At 38.0% G+C, this 17,860-nt stretch carries 14 protein-coding genes; 10 read left to right on the forward strand and 4 right to left on the reverse strand.

Annotated elements, in window-relative coordinates; genetic code table 11:
* Positions 1-175: 175 nt before the first annotated feature.
* From H1R81_RS15550 to H1R81_RS15565, 4 genes are all read left to right on the forward strand, one after another.
* Complete coding sequence (locus H1R81_RS15550; RefSeq protein ID WP_181841658.1) at positions 176-1,021, forward strand: AraC family transcriptional regulator; 846 nt, start codon at positions 176-178, stop codon at positions 1,019-1,021.
* Positions 1,018-2,508 carry an ATP-binding cassette domain-containing protein gene (locus tag H1R81_RS15555; protein WP_181841659.1) on the forward strand — a complete coding sequence of 497 codons (1,491 nt, stop codon included), beginning with the start codon at positions 1,018-1,020 and terminating at the stop codon, positions 2,506-2,508. Before H1R81_RS15550 ends, H1R81_RS15555 begins: the two co-directional genes overlap by 4 nt.
* A gap of 178 nt (positions 2,509-2,686) precedes the next feature.
* A complete protein-coding gene (locus H1R81_RS15560; protein WP_181841660.1) occupies positions 2,687-3,265 on the forward strand; it encodes a TetR/AcrR family transcriptional regulator in 579 nt (192 codons plus the stop codon).
* 56 nt (positions 3,266-3,321) lie between these two features.
* Positions 3,322-4,152 (forward strand): SDR family oxidoreductase, encoded by an 831-nt coding sequence (locus H1R81_RS15565; protein ID WP_181841661.1) that lies wholly within the window; start codon positions 3,322-3,324, stop codon positions 4,150-4,152.
* A gap of 19 nt (positions 4,153-4,171) precedes the next feature.
* Here the strand turns inward: H1R81_RS15565 and H1R81_RS15570 are convergent, their stop codons facing one another.
* On the reverse strand, positions 4,172-6,217 hold the full coding sequence (locus tag H1R81_RS15570) for a glycoside hydrolase family 65 protein (protein WP_181841662.1): 2,046 nt from the start codon (positions 6,215-6,217) through the stop codon (positions 4,172-4,174).
* A 123-nt stretch (positions 6,218-6,340) separates the two neighbouring features.
* On the opposite strand from H1R81_RS15570, the gene H1R81_RS15575 reads away from it, so the two are divergent.
* Positions 6,341-7,189, forward strand: coding sequence for a cytochrome c family protein (locus H1R81_RS15575; RefSeq protein WP_181841663.1), 849 nt, complete (start codon positions 6,341-6,343; stop codon positions 7,187-7,189).
* A 42-nt stretch (positions 7,190-7,231) separates the two neighbouring features.
* On the opposite strand, the gene H1R81_RS15580 is transcribed toward H1R81_RS15575, so the two are convergent.
* A complete protein-coding gene (locus tag H1R81_RS15580; RefSeq protein WP_181841664.1) occupies positions 7,232-8,764 on the reverse strand; it encodes a hypothetical protein in 1,533 nt (510 codons plus the stop codon).
* A 49-nt stretch (positions 8,765-8,813) separates the two neighbouring features.
* The gene (locus H1R81_RS15585) at positions 8,814-9,380 is read right to left on the reverse strand and encodes an RNA polymerase sigma factor (protein ID WP_181841665.1); all 567 of its coding nucleotides are present in this window, start codon (positions 9,378-9,380) and stop codon (positions 8,814-8,816) included.
* Positions 9,381-9,769: 389 nt separating this feature from the next.
* On the opposite strand from H1R81_RS15585, the gene H1R81_RS15590 reads away from it, so the two are divergent.
* The 3 genes from H1R81_RS15590 (at position 9,770) to H1R81_RS15600 (ending at position 13,560) form a co-directional block, all read left to right on the forward strand.
* Positions 9,770-11,776, forward strand: coding sequence for a hypothetical protein (locus H1R81_RS15590; RefSeq protein ID WP_181841666.1), 2,007 nt, complete (start codon positions 9,770-9,772; stop codon positions 11,774-11,776).
* A gap of 68 nt (positions 11,777-11,844) precedes the next feature.
* Positions 11,845-12,753, forward strand: a complete 909-nt coding sequence (locus H1R81_RS15595) for a DUF72 domain-containing protein (protein WP_181841667.1) — start codon at positions 11,845-11,847, stop codon at positions 12,751-12,753.
* A gap of 225 nt (positions 12,754-12,978) precedes the next feature.
* Complete coding sequence (locus H1R81_RS15600; protein ID WP_181841668.1) at positions 12,979-13,560, forward strand: TIGR00730 family Rossman fold protein; 582 nt, start codon at positions 12,979-12,981, stop codon at positions 13,558-13,560.
* A 169-nt stretch (positions 13,561-13,729) separates the two neighbouring features.
* Here the strand turns inward: H1R81_RS15600 and H1R81_RS15605 are convergent, their stop codons facing one another.
* Positions 13,730-14,110 carry a hypothetical protein gene (locus tag H1R81_RS15605; RefSeq protein WP_181841669.1) on the reverse strand — a complete coding sequence of 127 codons (381 nt, stop codon included), beginning with the start codon at positions 14,108-14,110 and terminating at the stop codon, positions 13,730-13,732.
* Between the two features lie 383 nt (positions 14,111-14,493).
* Here H1R81_RS15605 and H1R81_RS15610 point away from each other — a divergent pair, with 383 nt between their 5' ends.
* Positions 14,494-16,854, forward strand: a complete 2,361-nt coding sequence (locus H1R81_RS15610; protein ID WP_181841670.1) for a TonB-dependent receptor — start codon at positions 14,494-14,496, stop codon at positions 16,852-16,854.
* A gap of 31 nt (positions 16,855-16,885) precedes the next feature.
* Positions 16,886-17,788 carry a DUF4249 domain-containing protein gene (locus H1R81_RS15615; RefSeq protein ID WP_181841671.1) on the forward strand — a complete coding sequence of 301 codons (903 nt, stop codon included), beginning with the start codon at positions 16,886-16,888 and terminating at the stop codon, positions 17,786-17,788.
* The last annotated feature ends 72 nt before the right edge of the window (positions 17,789-17,860 follow it).

A 17,860-nucleotide genomic window follows, 5' to 3' on the forward strand; every position in this document is an offset into this window, starting at 1 on the left:
CGCTGATTTAATTATCATAGGTAAAGTATATTTGTCAAAAGAAAGGCTAAATAATAGTGTTTTGCAGTTACAAAATTCAGCTATTTTTCTACAATAAACTATTCCATCATTATCAAATACTTGTACTTTATTAACATATTTTATAAATTTGTTTTACTGATAATGATAATAAAGCATGAAAGTAGAATACGAGAAAATCTCCCCCGATACGGGCAGCTCTTTCCGTCTCATTTATTGGAAATCAGAAAACGACAGATACTTCTGGCACTATCACCCTGAATACGAAATCGTTTTTGTGCGTAAAGGGTCTGGCAAATTGCATATAGGCAAACACCTGACTAACTACGAAGAAGGCGAATTGGTTTTTATAGGCCCGAATCTGCCACATACAGGCTTTGGGTATGGTGTAATTGGCGAACACGAAGAAATAGTAGTACAACTTCGGGAAGATTTTTTAGGAGAAAGTTTTTTATATACCCCCGAAATGCAGCAGATTAAGCACTTGTTCGAGAAAGCGAAGCAAGGACTCTCTTTTCATGGTAAGACTAAAAAACTGGTAGGTAGCAAGTTACAAAAAATGCTGAATCTTTCACATTTTGAGCGATTGGTAGAACTATTAAACATCTTTCAGACCCTTGCCACCACTAATGAATACTCTGTACTTAATTCGTCGGAAGCTTTATTTGATTTTAGCCATAAAGACGAAAATCGTATTAATAAGGTATATGAATATGTAGAACACCATTACCGTGAGCCAATAGCTATTGAAGTAGTTGCTGATTTAATCAACCTTACAGTACCTTCTTTTTGCCGTTACTTTAAAAAAATCACTCACCTGACTTATACTGATTTTGTGAATGAGCATCGGGTGAATCAGGCTTGCAGATTATTATTTGAAAATCTTTCCATTGCTGATATATGTTTTGAGGTAGGCTTTAATAACATTTCGCATTTCAATAAAACTTTTAAGCAACTCAAGGGCAAAAGCCCTCGTGAGTACAGACTATCTCTGACCAAATGATTGAATTACACAAAGTATCTGTACAAAAGGGCGACCGCACGGTGCTGCACAATATTAACTGGCAAATCAAGGAAAATGAAAACTGGGCAATTATTGGGGGTAATGGGGCAGGTAAAACCACTTTGCTTGACGTAATAGCCGGAAAGATCTTTCCTTATAAAGGTACTGCACATACGCCTCATTATTCGCAGATTGCCTTTGTGGCTAAAGATTATAGCTTTAACCGTATTGTGCAATCAGCCACGCAATACTATCAGCAGCGGTTTAACTCAATGGATGCAGAAATTGCGCCTACAGTTATAGAGATTCTGCAAAACAGAATCAAGCCTGTGGGTACGGTTGACGAGAAATCTGTTAAGCTGCCCCCTCCGGAATTTTCAGATGAGGAAATTGCTAAAGTAGCAGATCTGCTGAAAATCAATCATTTATTAGGCCGTAGTATTGTTACGCTGTCCAACGGAGAAACACGCCGGACACTCATTACTCTGTCGTTATTAAAGAAACCGAAATTTCTTTTATTAGATAATCCTTTCATTGGTTTAGACACAGAGAGTCGCCATACCTTGCATGAGGTACTCAATCAGGTAGCTCAATCAGATATACAGGTTATTATTGTAAGTTCATCCAGGGAGATACCTGAATGTATTACGCACTTAATTGAACTGAAAGAGGGTGAGGTAAGAAAGATTTACACAAAGCCGTTTCAGTTTATTGATAAGGGTTCAAAAAAGGAGAAATTATTGTATCCCGAAATTTTAGAAAAAATAGAAAGCAATCCGCCTGATCACGTGTTTGAATATGCCATCAATATGCGCAACATTGTTGTTACATATAAGAACAAAAATGTGTTAGATGGGGTAAACTGGCAGGTAAAAAAACAAGAAAAATGGGCATTGATGGGGCCAAATGGTTCTGGTAAAAGTACATTATTGAGTTTGATTACAGCAGATAATCCACAAGGTTATCAGAATGATTATGAACTATTTGACTGGAAGCGGGGAACTGGCGAAAGTATATGGGATATTAAACAACGCATAGGCTATGTTTCGCCGGAATTACATTTATATTTCAATCGTCATACCGAAGTCTGGAAAGCCGTTGCCTCCGGCTTCTTTGATTCGGCAGGGTTATTTAAAAAACTGACACCTGAAGAATATGAGATTGTTGAAGACTACATGAAATTATTAAATATCCAGCATTTAGCTAACCGGCAGATTATACAACTTTCATCGGGTGAACAAAGACAGGTATTTCTGGCAAGAGCCTTGGTTAAAAACCCATCTTTGCTTTTATTAGATGAACCTTGCCAAGGGCTCGATTATAACCACATGGTGTATTTCAGAGAGCTGGTAAATGAACTGGTAATTGCCCTCAACAAGACCCTGGTCTATGTAACTCATTATCCCGACGAGATACCCGCCTGTGTAGATAAGATTATCAGATTAGAGAATGGCAAGACAGTTGAGGTGGGAGAGAGGAAGGTTTAAATTTATTATTGCATTGTAGATTTATTTGTAATATTTATCCCTTTATACAAAGTTTCCGGGAGCATACCTTCGACTCTGTTCATGCGGGCGCTATCGTATATGAGCTTTAAAAAATTAATAAAAATTTTCTTGTAAAATGAATTTTTATTCATTTATATTTGTAGTGAAATTATAACTGATGAGAGCAAAAGACGAAAATAAGGAGCTATTGATATTAGAAGCGGCGTTAAAAATGATTGCTCGCATCGGCTTGGCCGGATTAAAGATGTCAGACCTTGCCAAAGAAGCTCATGTAGCTACCGGAACTCTCTATATCTATTTTAAAGATAAAGAAGAACTGATCAGAAAACTGTATCTATATTTATTGAGAAAATCCTCTGAAGAAGTTATAAAGGATATTTCTACTCGTGAACCACTCAAAAAGAGAGTTAATAAAATTTGCTATAACTTACTGATTAATAATCTCTTGTATCCTGAAAACGGAGCTTTTTTCGAACAATACTTTCGTTCACCTTTTTTTCATGAAACAGAGAGTGTACTGGCAGAGGAAAACATGGTAATGCAGCCTTTTTATAATTTAATAATAGAAGGTCAGCAACACGGGATTGTGAAAGAAACGGATCCAGAATTGTTAGTTACACTGATATGCGGAATGTTGGAAACGGTAGCGAAAGTAGCATTTTACTCCCGGAAAAGTATTTCAGACATCGAGTGGGATACAATTTTTGGTATTATCTGGGACGGTATTAAAAGTTAAAGCCTATTTTTTTAATGTATAAATGAATAAATATTCACTATTAATTTTAAAACACAATGAATACGCAAACCATTTTAATAACAGGAGCTTCTTCGGGTATAGGTAAAATCACAGCAAAGTATTTTGCCGAACATGGCTGGAATGTAGCCGCTACTATGCGTACACCTGCAAAAGAAACAGAATTGAAACAAATACCTAATATTAAACTTTATCAATTAGACGTAACTGATGAAGCAAGTATTGCAAAAGCGATAGAGGATGCTATCAAAGATTTCGGAAAAATTGATGTACTCATAAATAATGCCGGGTATGGTGCTGTTGGTATTTTTGAAAAGGCTACTAAAGAGCAAATCCAGAAGCAATTTGATACCAATGTATTTGGGGTAATGAATGTTACCCGGCAGATATTACCTTATTTCAGGGCGAAGAAAGGTGGAACTATCATCAACGTAAGTTCAATGGGTGGTAGAATTACTTTTCCTCTATATAGCGTATATCATGCAACTAAATGGGCATTAGAGGGCTGGGCAGAGTCTTTACAATTTGAAGTGCGTCAGTTTGGAGTCAGAATAAAAAACATTGAACCGGGTGCTATTAAAACAGATTTTCTGGGTCGATCAATGGATATATTCAAGAAAGAGAGCCTGAAAGATTACGATAGATATGAAGAGATTACGACTAAAAATATGGATGAATCTTATAAAAGTGCGCCAGATGGTAGGGTTGTAGCAAAAACTATTTTTAAGGCCGCTAACGATAGTTCTTTTAAATTGCGCTATCCTGCCAGTCCACAATCTTCCATGTTTTTGACCCTGCGGAAACTACTGCCTTTAGGGGTCTTTAATAGTATTGTCGGTTCCGTTATAGAAAAAGGGTTTAAAAACTAAACCCTTTTTCTGTTAAACCCTATTTAACCGTAAAAGTTTTCTTCTCCACTCCTACACCTTTAATCGTTAATGATTTCCAATGGGTGGGGAGTTTGGTCTTTAGCTGAATGATACCCGCATCAGTAAGATCCAACCCTGCCCATCCATTAATAAAGGTCTGTAAGAAACCACCTGCACCGGTAGCAAAATAAGGATTAGTTCCTCCTGCGGTTTCAGCTAATACACCGAATGGAGGTACTTCATTTGGCTTATAACTATCTAAATATTGCTTATAAGCTGTTTCTGTATCCCCTAATCGGGCATTCAGAATGGAAAAAACGCCATGTGCCATAGCAGGGCTTTGTCCTCTTCTGCCAGGAAGATTGTCGGCCAGCACTTTCCAGTAAAAATCTAAGTCCTTTTTAATGGTTTTGGTATCTGTTATCTGTTTCATAGGGTAGGCCAACAGATTTACATCACCCTGCTTGATAGGCTCGCCATTATAACTGGCGTGTTCGCGGGTAGTGCCGTCAGGGAATTTTAGTATTACAATTCCCTCTTGTACTTCTTTCCATCTTAGATTTTCTGGTAAGCCTAATTCTTTAGCCGCCTGATTGGCAAAACCTAATACTTCTCTGGCCATACCATTAGTATATGCATTATCATCCACATTCTCAGCCCATTCATCAGCACATACCACATTAATAATATGATACTTGCCATCAGTGCCTTTTTCAACCCTGCTTACCCAGAAGTCGGCCACTTCTTTCAGCATTGGATAACCCCTGTCTCTCAGCCATATCTTATCTTTCGTAACCTGATAATATTTCCAGAACGCAAAACCTACATCGCCCGTAATATGGTGCTGAAATGGCCCTGTTAAAGCCCATACAGGGGTGGCCTCCTGTCCTGAATCATCGGATTCCCAGGGGAACATAGCTCCCTGAAACCCATGTTCTTTGGCATTGGCCTTAGCTGCACCCAAACGTTCAAAGCGATATTCTAAAAGCGACTTTGCCAATTCTGGCTTCATGACCAGTAAAGGCGGATACATCCATATTTCGGTATCCCAGAAAACGTGTCCGTTATAACCTAAACCCGACAAGCCCATTGGTGATAAACTATAGGCTTGTCCCTCTCTGCAAAAGGAATAAAGATGGTATAGCGAAAAATGAGCAGCTCTTTGTGCTTCAGTGTCACCTTCAATAATAATATCAGATTCCCAGAGTTTAGCCCAGGCTTCTTTGTGTTTTTTCAACAGGCGTTCTCTTTTTTCTAATGCTGCGAAAATCGTTAATCGTTCAGCTTCATTATGTGGGTCGGTTACATGAGCGGTAGAAATAACGGAGCCTACTATCGAAAACTTATAAGTTTCGCCTGCTTTCAGTTTCTTGGTAAACTTCATGCGGTGCATGCCATTATCCCATTCTTCATGTATCAATTGTGGCTCTTTGCCTCTCTCTTCTTCAAATAAAAAGGAGTTGGAAGCTGCAATAGTATGTTTGCCTGTGGGGGTTTTAGCGACCGAAGTCATCAAGGGAATCAAAGAATGAGGGCGGTCAATCAGGTGATAATAATTGTTTACATCTCTCAGCATATCTGGCGTTTGCATAATACTGATAGGCGTAACTTCAATGTCTTGTTTGGCAGTAATTTCCATCTCAATCATAGCCGAATGTGGAAGATGACGCAGAGCCAGAACATTAGACTTAACAGACACCTTGTTACCCAGATCAAAAGTAGTTGTGAAGAGGGCATTCTGCATATCTAAAGTCTGAACAAAATTGCTTATATTTTTCTTATCAATCATCTGATTATCTACAATCAACTCCATATTTGCAAATTCAAACACTTTCATGATATTAGAAACCCGACCACGGCCGTAGGTATCAAAAGCTCCATTCAGTACTATATCTTTTACTTTCAGGGGTTCAGGTGAAGATACAATACCAACCATTCCATTGGCTACAGTTACACCATAATAATTGAAGGGGTCGAAGTCCCTGGCGGTTATTTGCCATTGAGCGAAGGATAGGTGCGTGAGCAGGTTTAGGAAAAGGATTTTCCCGATTGTGATTTTCTTCATAGGTAAAGTTTTAAATTATACGCTAAAAGTACTGCTTTTATAAAAAAAATCAAATTTGATTTTCCCATCGGATATTTTAAGCTAATTTTAAATTCTGATACCAAACTATCCGTATTTTGACCGATGAAAAAGGTTTTGTTAATTCTCTTACTACCTCTTATTTATCTCTCTTGTAATCAATCAGAATCTTCCGAGAACGACTCATTACAGGTAGCTAAACCTGAGCCCATCTTATTAAGTTCAACAGACTCTATTTCTATAGATTTATTAGAGCTGAAAGAAAAAGGCCTGTTAGAAAAAACAAAAGTGATTACAGTTAATGAAGACCCCGTGTATTTAAAGAAAAAACGATTCAATGCGATATCATTAAAGGAAATATTAGAAAATTATACCTCAGCTAAAAAGCAGAATCCTGCTGAAACTAAAGTAGTTTTTGAATGCGAAGACGGCTATAAGCCTGAAATGCCACTCGAAAAGTTACTTTCGTCAAAGGCTTATTTAGCGGTGAGTGATGTTGATGCACCTAAAGACAAAGAGTGGGCGTTAGTGAAAAAAAGCAATGGAGAGGAAATAAAAATGGAGCCATTTTATGTTGTGTATGAAGGAGTATCACCTACCGATGTAGACTATAAGTGGCCTTATAATTTAGTAAAAATACACTTAGCCCCATTGCACGAGAACGATGCAGCTTTAGTGCCTAAAATAGAATCTGCTAAAGCAGGTTATGAATTATTTAAGAGCCGTTGTCAGACTTGTCATAGTATTAATAAAATTGGTGGTAAAATGGGGCCTGAGTTGAACTTCCCGAAAAGTGTAACAGAATATTGGAAAACAGAAGATTTGAAAGGCTTTATTCAGGAGCCGGAGAGCTATCGTAACGAAGTAAAAATGCCGAATCTGGGGATAAAACCAAATGAAGCAGAAGAGATAGTGAAGTACCTGGAGTATATGAGTAAGAACAAGATTGATTGAATAAAAAACGCCTCTCCCAATGGGACCGGCGTTTCCGTCTAATTAAAACCGATAATTAAAGCCGTAATTGATTCCAAACATTTGTAATCTCATATTCAGATCTACCGATGAGTTCATGCCTGAGAACAAGGCTCTCTGATACGAAGTGCCGATATTAGCCTGCCAGTGTTTACTAATTAAGTAACTGGCTTTCAGCCCGCCTAAGCCACTGAAATTGACAGGTTTATAAATCTTGCTATCATTGCTGATCGTATTTTTACTCCTCACCAGACCATTGTCTGTAAAAATACTGTTTTGTAAAAAGATGTCAGTCGAGATACCTGCTAATACATTCAGGCCTAATTTCTTGGTAATACCTATTTCATAACCTAATTGCATGGGTACCATCAGATATTCGTATCTGTTGCCAAATTTAGAAGCATCCGCCACAACCGTATTGCTATTCCCTACTAAAGAGTAATCTTTGGCAGAATTTTGTAATAAATAATTACCTAAGAAAGTATTCACATAGCCATTGTTCTGAAAGGCATAGGTATTAGTTTCTAAGGTAGAATTACCTCTCAGATACCTTACGCCACTTTCTATATGCCATTTTTTAGCAATTTTATACCCTACTGCTATACCACTATTAATAGCTAATCCTGCTTTTATATCATTTTGAGGTTGAGAAACCTGTACATTTTTATCTCCCGGACTGGCAGCAGAACCATTAGCCAACTGTGCGTATTCATTAGCTGAACTATAAGCCAGATTGTTCAGATTACTGAATTTCATATTAGGATCAAACGGCGAAACTCCTGACTGCAAACCTATCCATACTTTTGAATCGTTAGATGCCAGTGCAACATTCTCTGTATTTTCGGGTGCCTCAGCATCAAACGCCAGTTTATTTCGGTTCATAGTATATCTGCTACCAAAATAACGATATTTTTTTCCCTCTAAATTATCAATATTTGCCAGGGTAACTTTAGTATCAGTTAACAATTCTGCGTTCGTTGGTGTAATAACTGCTTTGGCAGCATTATCCTGGTTTGTAGCAGTAATATTAGTGCGATTACTCACTACTACAGGATTATTAATCGCTATAGCAGGTAAATTACTAACTTTACTATCAACACTGCGGGAGCTTAATGAAACAATGTTTCCTGTATTTGCTAACCCTGATTGAGCATTTGCCTTTGCCTGCTTTGATTTGATGTCATTTGCTGAAGCTAAAGTTTGATCTGAAGCCACAAGTTCTTGCTCTACGGGTGTTTTTTCTATATTATTCGGGATTGTTGGCTGTGAGGCCGCATGGTTACCTTTGCTTATCGCAGGTTTTATAGTATCTTGTGCTAAATCAGTTTTTGTTGTTCGGTTAAAAAATAGAATACCCCCTAACACTAAAGCTAAGGCTGCGGCCAGCCCCGTTGCCATAAAAGATGGTTTAAGGAAAAATAAAAAAGGACTTCTCTTCTTTTTCTTATCTAATTCCGATTCAATGCGTCCCCACAATTCATCTGAAGGAGGTACTGAAGCATTATCAAATGCCTTCCTCCATTCTTCTTCAAAATTGTTTTGTTTTTGAAATTCCATTTGTTTGTATCACGAACGTATGAAGTCCGCGTAATCATGATTGTTTAACTTAAATTTTGTTTGCCGGAGTTTTATTGTCCACTTTTCTTCCGGTATTCCCCAGTTTTTGCTGCAAGAGTATTCTTGCCCTCGAATACTGCGACTTTGATGTTCCCTCAGAGATACCTAACAGTTCTGCTATTTCATTGTGCTGATACCCCTCTATGGCATAAAGATTAAATATGGTTCTGCAACCATCAGGCAAGCTGTTTACCATTTCCATCAATTGAGTAAACTGAAAATTTGATAGTGTAAAATCTTTCTCTTCTACCTTATCACTTACCAGTTCGCTATCGGTATGTTGCATCCAGTTTGGTTGGTTTTGCAATTCTTTTAAGGCGGTATTTACTACTATTTTTCTAAGCCAGGCCTCTAATGGGCAGTCAAACCTGAAGGTTGGTAGCTTTTGATAAATCTTTATAAACGCATCCTGTAAAATATCTTCCGCATCAGCTTTGTTTTTCATGTACCGCATAGAAGTAACAAGCAGCTTACCCGCAAACATCTCATAGAGCTGTCGCTGCGCAATCCGTTCTTGCCGAATGCAAGCCTGCACTAATTCATATTCACGGTGCATGAAAAGGGTAAATTTTTATCCAACTGTATGGATTGAAAAGGTCTTTTATTCAAAGAGACCCTGATATTTCCAAAATGGTTGGAACTTATGATAATTATTTTGTTTTCGATGGAATAATTAAGATTCAATGAATAAATATTCCAATTAACGAGAGGTATGACAATACCTCTCCAAAGTTGTTATGCAAATCTGTAATTATAACTTGTCAACTCCGAAAGATTCGCTTTTATTATGTTACATTTAATATAGCTCTCAAATCTACAACAACCCTGCCTTTTTAACTTGTAAATCAGGTAATTATGTTCAGCCGCCTGATAAAAAAAAACTATAAATTCTTGTAATTTGTTCCGATTTCATAACTTTGTATATTACCCATTTAGTATTGACTGATGACAACTGATACACTTGCCAAGCCTATGATGTTCGATTTGTGGCGTCAGAATCATTATATATATAAAGACAAATATACCTCGCATCAGACGTCGTACATTGAAAACCTCTTGCCTGAAATAGCTGTTCAGCTCAACGTGTATGAAATTCTGGATATTCTTCAAAGGCGTTTAGGAACTGAAATACTTCAGAAGGCTTTAGATCCCAATCAGCTCATACAAAGCCCTGTTAGTCATTACCAGAATGGGAACTGGTTAAAAAAGGTAAATATGGTGGGTATTAATGTACGCACCATTGGAAACTTCTTTAATGTTATTAAATATGCTCTTACGATTCCGGAATCGCAGAATTCTATTCATCTGCTACCTGTCTGGGAGCCGGGCGTTGTAGGAAGTCTATACGGTATGACAAGCTTTAATATCAATCCACAGTTTTTCAGCCACGAGTTAGCTTCGGCTATTCCTCAGTTAAATAATGTTGAGAAACAGCTGGTTTTTGTGGTAAATGTGCTTCATGCAATGGGCAAAAGTGTGGGTATGGACGTGATACCTCATACTGATAGATTCTCAGAAATGGTGATTGCCAACCCTCGCTTTTTTGAGTGGATAAGACGTGTGGGCGGGAGGATTTCAAGCCATTCAGAAACGTTATATCGTGAGGTAGAAGAAATTATTTGGTTATATCTTCATCGTCATGGCACAGCTAATGGTTCTCCACTATCTTATTCGAGAAATGTTTTCTTCTCTCCTGAAATTCCGATTCTTACTGACGAACAGCGTCTGGAAATTCTTTTCGGTCATAAAACAGATTATCAGGGACGTTTGCGCCGCAGGATAGAACTGATGCAGGATATTGTGTATCAGGGTTATGAGACACTTCCGATGACTATGGCTCCCCCATACAGAGGCTTGCATATCAACCACGAAGAATTTATTTTAGATAATAACGGCAATCGTTGGTACACCTACGAGTTCGATGAGCCCCAGGCTATGTCGAGGGTATTTGGACCATTGGCGCGGTATAAGTTTTATCATTCTAAAGATGATAACGCCCAATGGAAATTAGATTTCAAAAATCCGAATAAACCTGTCTGGACCTTCTTCTGTCAGAAAGTGTATGATTGCCAGAAGACCTACCATTTTGACTTTATGCGGGGCGATATGGCACATGTACAACCTCGGTCTGATGGAGTACCAAAAGAAATTGACGAGTATTATGATCCTCTGAGAGCCGTTAAGAAATATATTCAGAAACAAGGTGTTCCTTATTTCGGTTTTTTTGCAGAGACTTTTCTTGTGGAGCCTGATTTTATGGGCTACGGAGACGAATTAGACCATCTGGAAGCTATTGAGGCCGATTCCACTTTAGGCGACCTGCAATCGACAGTAGTGGGCTCTGCTGAATACATGCAGAAAATCGTTAACTATAATCATTGGCTGAAAAACCGGAAGTTTGCCCCAAACTATACACTTATTACAGCAGATAAAGATGACCCTCGTTTTGATATTTTCTATCAGACAGGCAATCATCTCCGTTTTTTTGTGGCTTTGTTTCTGACTGATATGCCAAGCTATATGAGCCTTGGATTTGAGACCCGTAACTTGCACTTAGAGCGTGGAGCAAATGAAGAATATACTAAATTATATGTGTTCGAAATTCAGGACGATGCAGCCGTAGATAAGGTTACACATGGAGTTTATACCTGGGGGAAAAACTTTGAGCAATTTGCGATGATTGAACAATTACGGGCATTAGCAGAAAATATCTGGGATGAAATCAAGGAAAGAGAAGTACGCTGGCTATTAACTCCATCAGAAAACCAGAAACTAATGGTCTGGACACTGCAAGATCATTCAAAATATGTATTTGTGGCTAACCTTGATCCAAACAATCAAGTCGACGAAAGCGTTTTAAAAGAAGTAACATTCAATCACCCGCTTACTTTGCTTTTTGATACGGCACCTGAGTTGCCACAGCATGAGTGCAGAGTGTATATGCTGAATTAAAATCAAGAAATAGCGATATACGATAATACACATAACTTTAGACGAAAGTCTTATAAAAATTAACACCAATGGATTTCGGAAAACTGCCGGACGTTTCAGGCGTAGATTTTACATTACCACCTGAAAATCCGATTACTGACAAAATACTATTATCGAAAAGCATAAATAAGCCCCTTGAGGTATATATTGGCCCTCCGATATGGGCCATGAAAGACTGGGTAGGTAAAATTTACCCTTCCAACGCTAAGGAAAAAGACTATCTCCATTTTTACACCCGGCAGTTCAATACGATAGAGCTCAATGTAACGCATTACCAGATTCCTACACCTGCCATGATTGTCCGTTGGAAAGAGGAAGCTGTGAAAGGTTTTAAGTTTTGCCCTAAGTTTCCACAAGCAATCAGTCATGACAGGCAATTAATCGGTGCAGAAGCACTGACTGAAGAATTTTGTAATGCAGTATTACAATTGGGAGATAATTTGGGCAGAACTTTTCTGCAACTTTCGCCCATGTTTGAACCGAAGCAATTAAAGAACCTTGAAAGGTATTTAAAGTCTTTACCTGAAGCCTTTCCGGTTTCGGTAGAGTTCCGGCATGAGCAATGGTTTGCCAATAAAGCTATATGGAAAGAAACCTGCACTATGCTTGAAGAATTGGGGGTTGGTACGGTTATGTCCGACGTTGCCGGCAGAAGAGATGTACTGCACATGACGCTTACGACCAACGACCTGATGCTACGCTTTGTTGGCAATGAGTTGCACCCGACAGATTATAAAAGAACAGATGAATGGTGCCACAGAATAACAGATTGGATACAAAAAGGGCTGAGGAATATTTTTATTTTTATTCATTGCGGCGAAAATAAATATGCCCCGGAATTGACACAATATTGGATAAAAAAACTGAATAACGATAATAATTTACGTATAGCCGAACCTAAGATAACACCACAGGTTGTACAGGGGAGTCTCTTCTGAAAAAATACTTGCATTATTACATCTAACTCTATAAATTGCAGAAAATTATACTAAGGTCTTGATTCAAATTTCATATTGTTTCAAAAAGATTTTAGGAAAAAAGCCATTGAAAAACAAAGATTTTTTTTCCTGACAAATTTAGCGAACAAATAAGCCCAGCACCTTGTTGGGTTTTATTTTTTATAAGACAAACCTATTAGTAAAAAATACTATTTAAGAGAACAAATGAAAAGCATTTTAGTGTATTGTGGAGCCAATTTCGGAAAGAACCCGGCCTTTAAAGAAGCAGCCGAAGCGTTGGGAGTGAGATTCGCCAAAGACAATATAAGATTAGTCTATGGCGCTGGAAGCGTAGGATTAATGGGAGTAGTTGCTGATGCTGTTTTAGCTAATGGCGGGCAAGTAACAGGGGTAATTCCGGATTTTCTGGTGAAGATGGAGGTTGGGCATAGAGGTTTAACCGAAATACATGTGGTAGAATCAATGCATGAGCGCAAAGCTTTGATGGAAAAGCTATGTGATGGGATTATTACCTTGCCGGGCGGTTTCGGAAGTATAGATGAACTTTTTGAAATATTAACCTGGGCACAATTGGGGTTACACCAAAAACCCATTGGCATTCTGAATGTCAACGGGTTTTATGATTTCTTATTGAAACAATTAGAAGTGATGGTGAAAGAAGGGTTCCTGAAACAGGAGAGCTGTGATTTGCTATTAGTATCAGATAATATCGATGACCTGCTACAAAAGATGGCAAACTTTCAGCCTACCCCGCATCATAAATGGTTGAAGAGAGGAGATACCTGATTATTCTTTTTTATCAATAAAAAATAATGTAGGGGATTCTTTTATATGTCTAATATAAACATTTTCATAATAATCGTTGGTCATTATATCTATCTGATAATAGTGTTTCCCATAGTCTATCGCATTTTTTGCAAGTTTGCTTGTAAAAAAGCATGATATATCGCCTGGTTTATATTGTGATAATTTTCTGTTCGGAACTCTCTTTCCATTTGTCAATTATTTCCTGTGTAGGAGCAGATTTCTCAAAATACATGACTTTCATAGGCTTACTTTTTTCCTCTTCAGCCAATTCGCTATACTTTTTAGGAGTGGGTAATCTGTTTTTTCCTGTAACCATTACTGTCGCATTCTGATAATTGACATCTTCCTTAGCCAGTTTATGAGATTTTAGACCTGAAGTAACAGTAGGAGGAGAGCTTAGCTTCAATTTAGTGGGTTCCTGTGCCATCAGTTGAAAATCAATCAGGCAAAAGGCCAGTGCGGCGAATAGCGGAAAGCATATAGCTTTACGTATAAAAGCTGTTGACTGGGAAGTGATTTTAGTCATCATCAATAATCGTTTTTTAGTGAGTTGTAAATTTAAGTTGCTTGTTAAAGTTAATCCAATCGCTTGTGAGGCTGGTTTTCTTCAGTAGCGGATAGTTTCATATTCTACAATATTAGAGGTTGTTCTACAGATGTAGAAATAAGGAATTAAATTCCAAATTTTCAATAACTATTTTTTTAGTTCTTCATTTTAAAATTTAAAGAAGCATAACGCAACTGAGTTTACGCACTTAGAACATACGTTCATCCTCAAAAAATTCTGCTTTATCATTTAAAACTTTCTCTCTTTCCTGAACGTTAATAATTTTGCAGTCAACTACATTTTGTTTTATTATTTCCACATAAAACATTTATTATCAACGGTAATTACTTGAAAAAATCCAATTTATGAAGAGAATACTCCTATTAGTTTTGAGCCTGTTTTACTTGACACAACTGTACGCACAAGAAAAATCTACTGTTAGCGGTTATATAAAAGACGCTGCCAATGGCGAAGGGCTGATTGGTGTTTCGGTATATGTGCAGGAGCTTAAAACCGGAACTACTACCAATGCTTATGGCTTTTATTCGCTTACGCTGCCTAAGGCACAATATAATCTGGTATTTACGTATGTAGGTTATGAAAGAGTGGTAAAAACTATTGATTTAGTCACCCACGACGTGAAACTGGATATTGAACTCAAAGACGATTCAAAGGTCTTGCAAGAGGTGATTGTAACCTCTAAAAAGGCTGATGAAAATGTGAAGAGTCTGGAGATGTCAGTCAATAAAGTAGACATTAAAACTATCCAGAAAATGCCCGCCTTATTAGGTGAGGTTGATATTATCAAAAGCATTCAATTCCTGCCAGGTGTAACTTCCGTTGGTGAAGGCACATCAGGTTTTAATGTTCGGGGTGGTGGTATTGATCAGAATCTTGTCTTGCTGGATGAAGCTCCTGTTTACAACTCGTCTCACCTGTTCGGCTTTTTCTCGGTTTTCAACCCTGATGCCGTTAAGGATGTGAAACTGATTAAAGGAGGTATCCCGGCACAGTATGGCGGACGGGTCTCTTCTATATTAGATGTGAGAATGAAAGAAGGCAATGCCAAAAAGCCACAATTTTCTGGCGGTATTGGTAGTATCTTTTCGCGCTTTACCTATGAGCGGCCTATCTTTAAGGATAAAGGTTCTTTTATTGTTGCACTTCGTCGTTCCTATATTGATATTTTAGCCAAACCTTTTCTGAAGGATGATCTGAAAGGTTCCCGTTTCTATTTCTATGACTTTACAGCTAAAGGGAATGTACGTGTAAACGATAAAAATACGCTCTTCCTGTCAGGTTATTTTGGCAGAGATACTTTCGGAGCAGATTTCGGCTTTAACTGGGGAAATGCAACCACGAGTTTTCGCTGGAATCATGTATTTAATAATAAGTTATTTCTGAACAATACTGTTTTCTATAGCAACTACGATTACGCCCTCCAGACTGATTTAAAAAAGAAGAATACCCAGGATGCCTTCCGTTGGAAATCGAACATTATTACCTATAGCATAAAACCCGATTTTACTTATTATCCGAATGCCAATAATACCATCACTTTTGGTGGACAACTCACCTATTATACCTTTAATCCGGGGCAAGCAGTAGCCATTTCAGGTGGAGTAGAGAGGTCCATTGGATTAGATGATAAATTTGCCTCAGAGGCAGCCTTATATGTGGGTAATGAACAGAAAATTACCTCTAAAATATCGCTACAGTACGGATTACGCTATTCATTATATGATTATCTGGGAAAAGGCAATGCTCTGATTTTAGGAGAAGCCCCGGCCGAGGGTGAACGCCGGCCTGTAACAAGTAGCACACCTTTTAACTGGGGGCAATCTATTAAGAAATATGGTAATTTTGAGCCACGTTTTGCCGCTAATATAGGTTTAGGTGAGAATAACTCAATTAAGTTAAGTTATAATCGTCTGGTGCAGTACCTACACCTGTTATCTAATACGACAGCTTCTTCTCCATTAGATGTCTGGACACCAAGTAGTAATAATATTAAACCTCAGCTATCCGATCAGGTTGCTTTAGGGTATTTCCATAATCTGGCAGATAATATGTACGAAACTTCGGTTGAGGTCTATTACAAGAAGCTATACAATCAGATTGATTATATACGAAATGCAGATTTACTATTGAATCCTAATGTAGAGGGAGATTTACTCTTTGGTGATGGAAGAGCCTATGGAGCAGAGTTTTATGTAAAGAAAACCAAAGGTAAATTCAATGGATGGGTAAGCTATACTTTAGCCCGGACAGAAAGAAAGATACCAGGATTAAATCTGAACAATTGGTTTCCGAGCAGAATTGATAAAACGCATAATTTAGCCATTGTAGGTATTTATGATTTAAACAGTAAATGGACCTTCTCAACCAATTTTACCTTTAGCACAGGTACCCCGGCCAGTTTCCCGACCAATAAATATATATGGCAGGATATTGCTCTGCCTCACAACTACTACGATACCCGAAACACCTACCGTATTCCGGCTTCGCATCGTTTAGATATTTCTGCCACCCGACAAAATAAACACGCTTTCTTTAAGAAAGGTACAAGTGAGTGGGTATTTTCGGTATATAATGTATATAACCGCCGCAATCCATTCTCGGTATTTGTACGACAAAACGAAAATAACCAGACCCAGACTGAGGCCGTACGTTATGCCATTTTCGGAAGTATTATTCCGGCAGTAACCTATAATTTTAAATTCTGATAAATCCGGCACTTATAACAAGACAAAAACAATGAAAAATATATTTTTAAGCATACTGATAGCATTTGCCTCTTTTTCGCTCTTGTCATGCGAAGATGTAGTAAATATTGATGTACAGGAGGGTGTATCACAATTGACTGTTGATGCCCTGATTACTAACAAAGCGCAAACTCAGACCATTAAACTCAGTCTTTCGCAAGCCTATTTTGATAATTCGCCTGTAAAACCTGCTTTAGGGGCAACAGTAACTGTATTTGATGAAGATAGCGTAGCGCATAATTTTATAGACCTCAAGAATGATGGAAATTATGTCTATGATGGCAAAACCAAACCTTTAGATAAATTAGGCAAGCAATACGTACTGTATATTAAATATCAGGGAGAAGAGTACGTATCTTTATCGAAACTGAACAGAGTGCCAAAAATTGATTCAATTAATTATGCAGTGGAGAAGTTTCCGGTAAAACCAGACAATGGGCCTCAGGAAGGTTTTCAACCCCAATTTTATGCGCATGATTTTGAAGGAGAAGGTGATTGCTACTGGATAAAATCGGCTAAGAATCATAAATACTTCAATAAGTCTAATCAGATTAGTGTAGCATACGATGCAGGTTTTAGCCCGGGGTCAAAATCAGATGGCTTGTTATTTATATTGCCCATCCGACAATCCTTAGGAGGAGAATTGTATTCAGATAAAGATACCCTGACAGTCGATTTGTATTCAATTACCAAAGAGCAGTTTTATTATTTACAGATTGTCCAGCAGGTATCTTCAAACGGAGGGCTTTTCGCTACACCATTGTCTAATATACCAACCAATATTATTAATTATAACTCTCAATCCACAAAAAAGGCAGTAGGTTTCTTTGGAATAATGGCCGTTAACTCAGCGGAAGCAGTGATTGATAAGGCTAAAGCCAAGCCTAAGGAGTAACATTTTTGTTATTATTTTTGTAGAGACGTACGGTTCGCCGCGCAATTGCAATACGTCTCTGCAAAACAACCA

The organism is Emticicia sp. BO119 (assembly GCF_013912375.1).
Taxonomy (GTDB): domain Bacteria; phylum Bacteroidota; class Bacteroidia; order Cytophagales; family Spirosomataceae; genus Emticicia.

Bases quoted from the DNA above. Each gene is read 5' to 3' on its own strand.
- H1R81_RS15615 (WP_181841671.1), top strand. From the start codon at position 16,886: ATGAAAAATATATTTTTAAGCATACTGATAGCATTTGCCTCTTTTTCG.
- H1R81_RS15575 (WP_181841663.1), top strand. From the start codon at position 6,341: ATGAAAAAGGTTTTGTTAATTCTCTTACTACCTCTTATTTATCTCTCT.
- H1R81_RS15610 (WP_181841670.1), top strand. From the start codon at position 14,494: ATGAAGAGAATACTCCTATTAGTTTTGAGCCTGTTTTACTTGACACAA.
- H1R81_RS15570 (WP_181841662.1), bottom strand. From the start codon at position 6,217: ATGAAGAAAATCACAATCGGGAAAATCCTTTTCCTAAACCTGCTCACG.
- H1R81_RS15595 (WP_181841667.1), top strand. From the start codon at position 11,845: ATGGATTTCGGAAAACTGCCGGACGTTTCAGGCGTAGATTTTACATTA.
- H1R81_RS15565 (WP_181841661.1), top strand. From the start codon at position 3,322: ATGAATACGCAAACCATTTTAATAACAGGAGCTTCTTCGGGTATAGGT.
- H1R81_RS15600 (WP_181841668.1), top strand. From the start codon at position 12,979: ATGAAAAGCATTTTAGTGTATTGTGGAGCCAATTTCGGAAAGAACCCG.
- H1R81_RS15560 (WP_181841660.1), top strand. From the start codon at position 2,687: ATGAGAGCAAAAGACGAAAATAAGGAGCTATTGATATTAGAAGCGGCG.
- H1R81_RS15585 (WP_181841665.1), bottom strand. From the start codon at position 9,380: ATGCACCGTGAATATGAATTAGTGCAGGCTTGCATTCGGCAAGAACGG.
- H1R81_RS15590 (WP_181841666.1), top strand. From the start codon at position 9,770: ATGACAACTGATACACTTGCCAAGCCTATGATGTTCGATTTGTGGCGT.
- H1R81_RS15605 (WP_181841669.1), bottom strand. From the start codon at position 14,110: ATGATGACTAAAATCACTTCCCAGTCAACAGCTTTTATACGTAAAGCT.
- H1R81_RS15550 (WP_181841658.1), top strand. From the start codon at position 176: ATGAAAGTAGAATACGAGAAAATCTCCCCCGATACGGGCAGCTCTTTC.
- H1R81_RS15580 (WP_181841664.1), bottom strand. From the start codon at position 8,764: ATGGAATTTCAAAAACAAAACAATTTTGAAGAAGAATGGAGGAAGGCA.
- H1R81_RS15555 (WP_181841659.1), top strand. From the start codon at position 1,018: ATGATTGAATTACACAAAGTATCTGTACAAAAGGGCGACCGCACGGTG.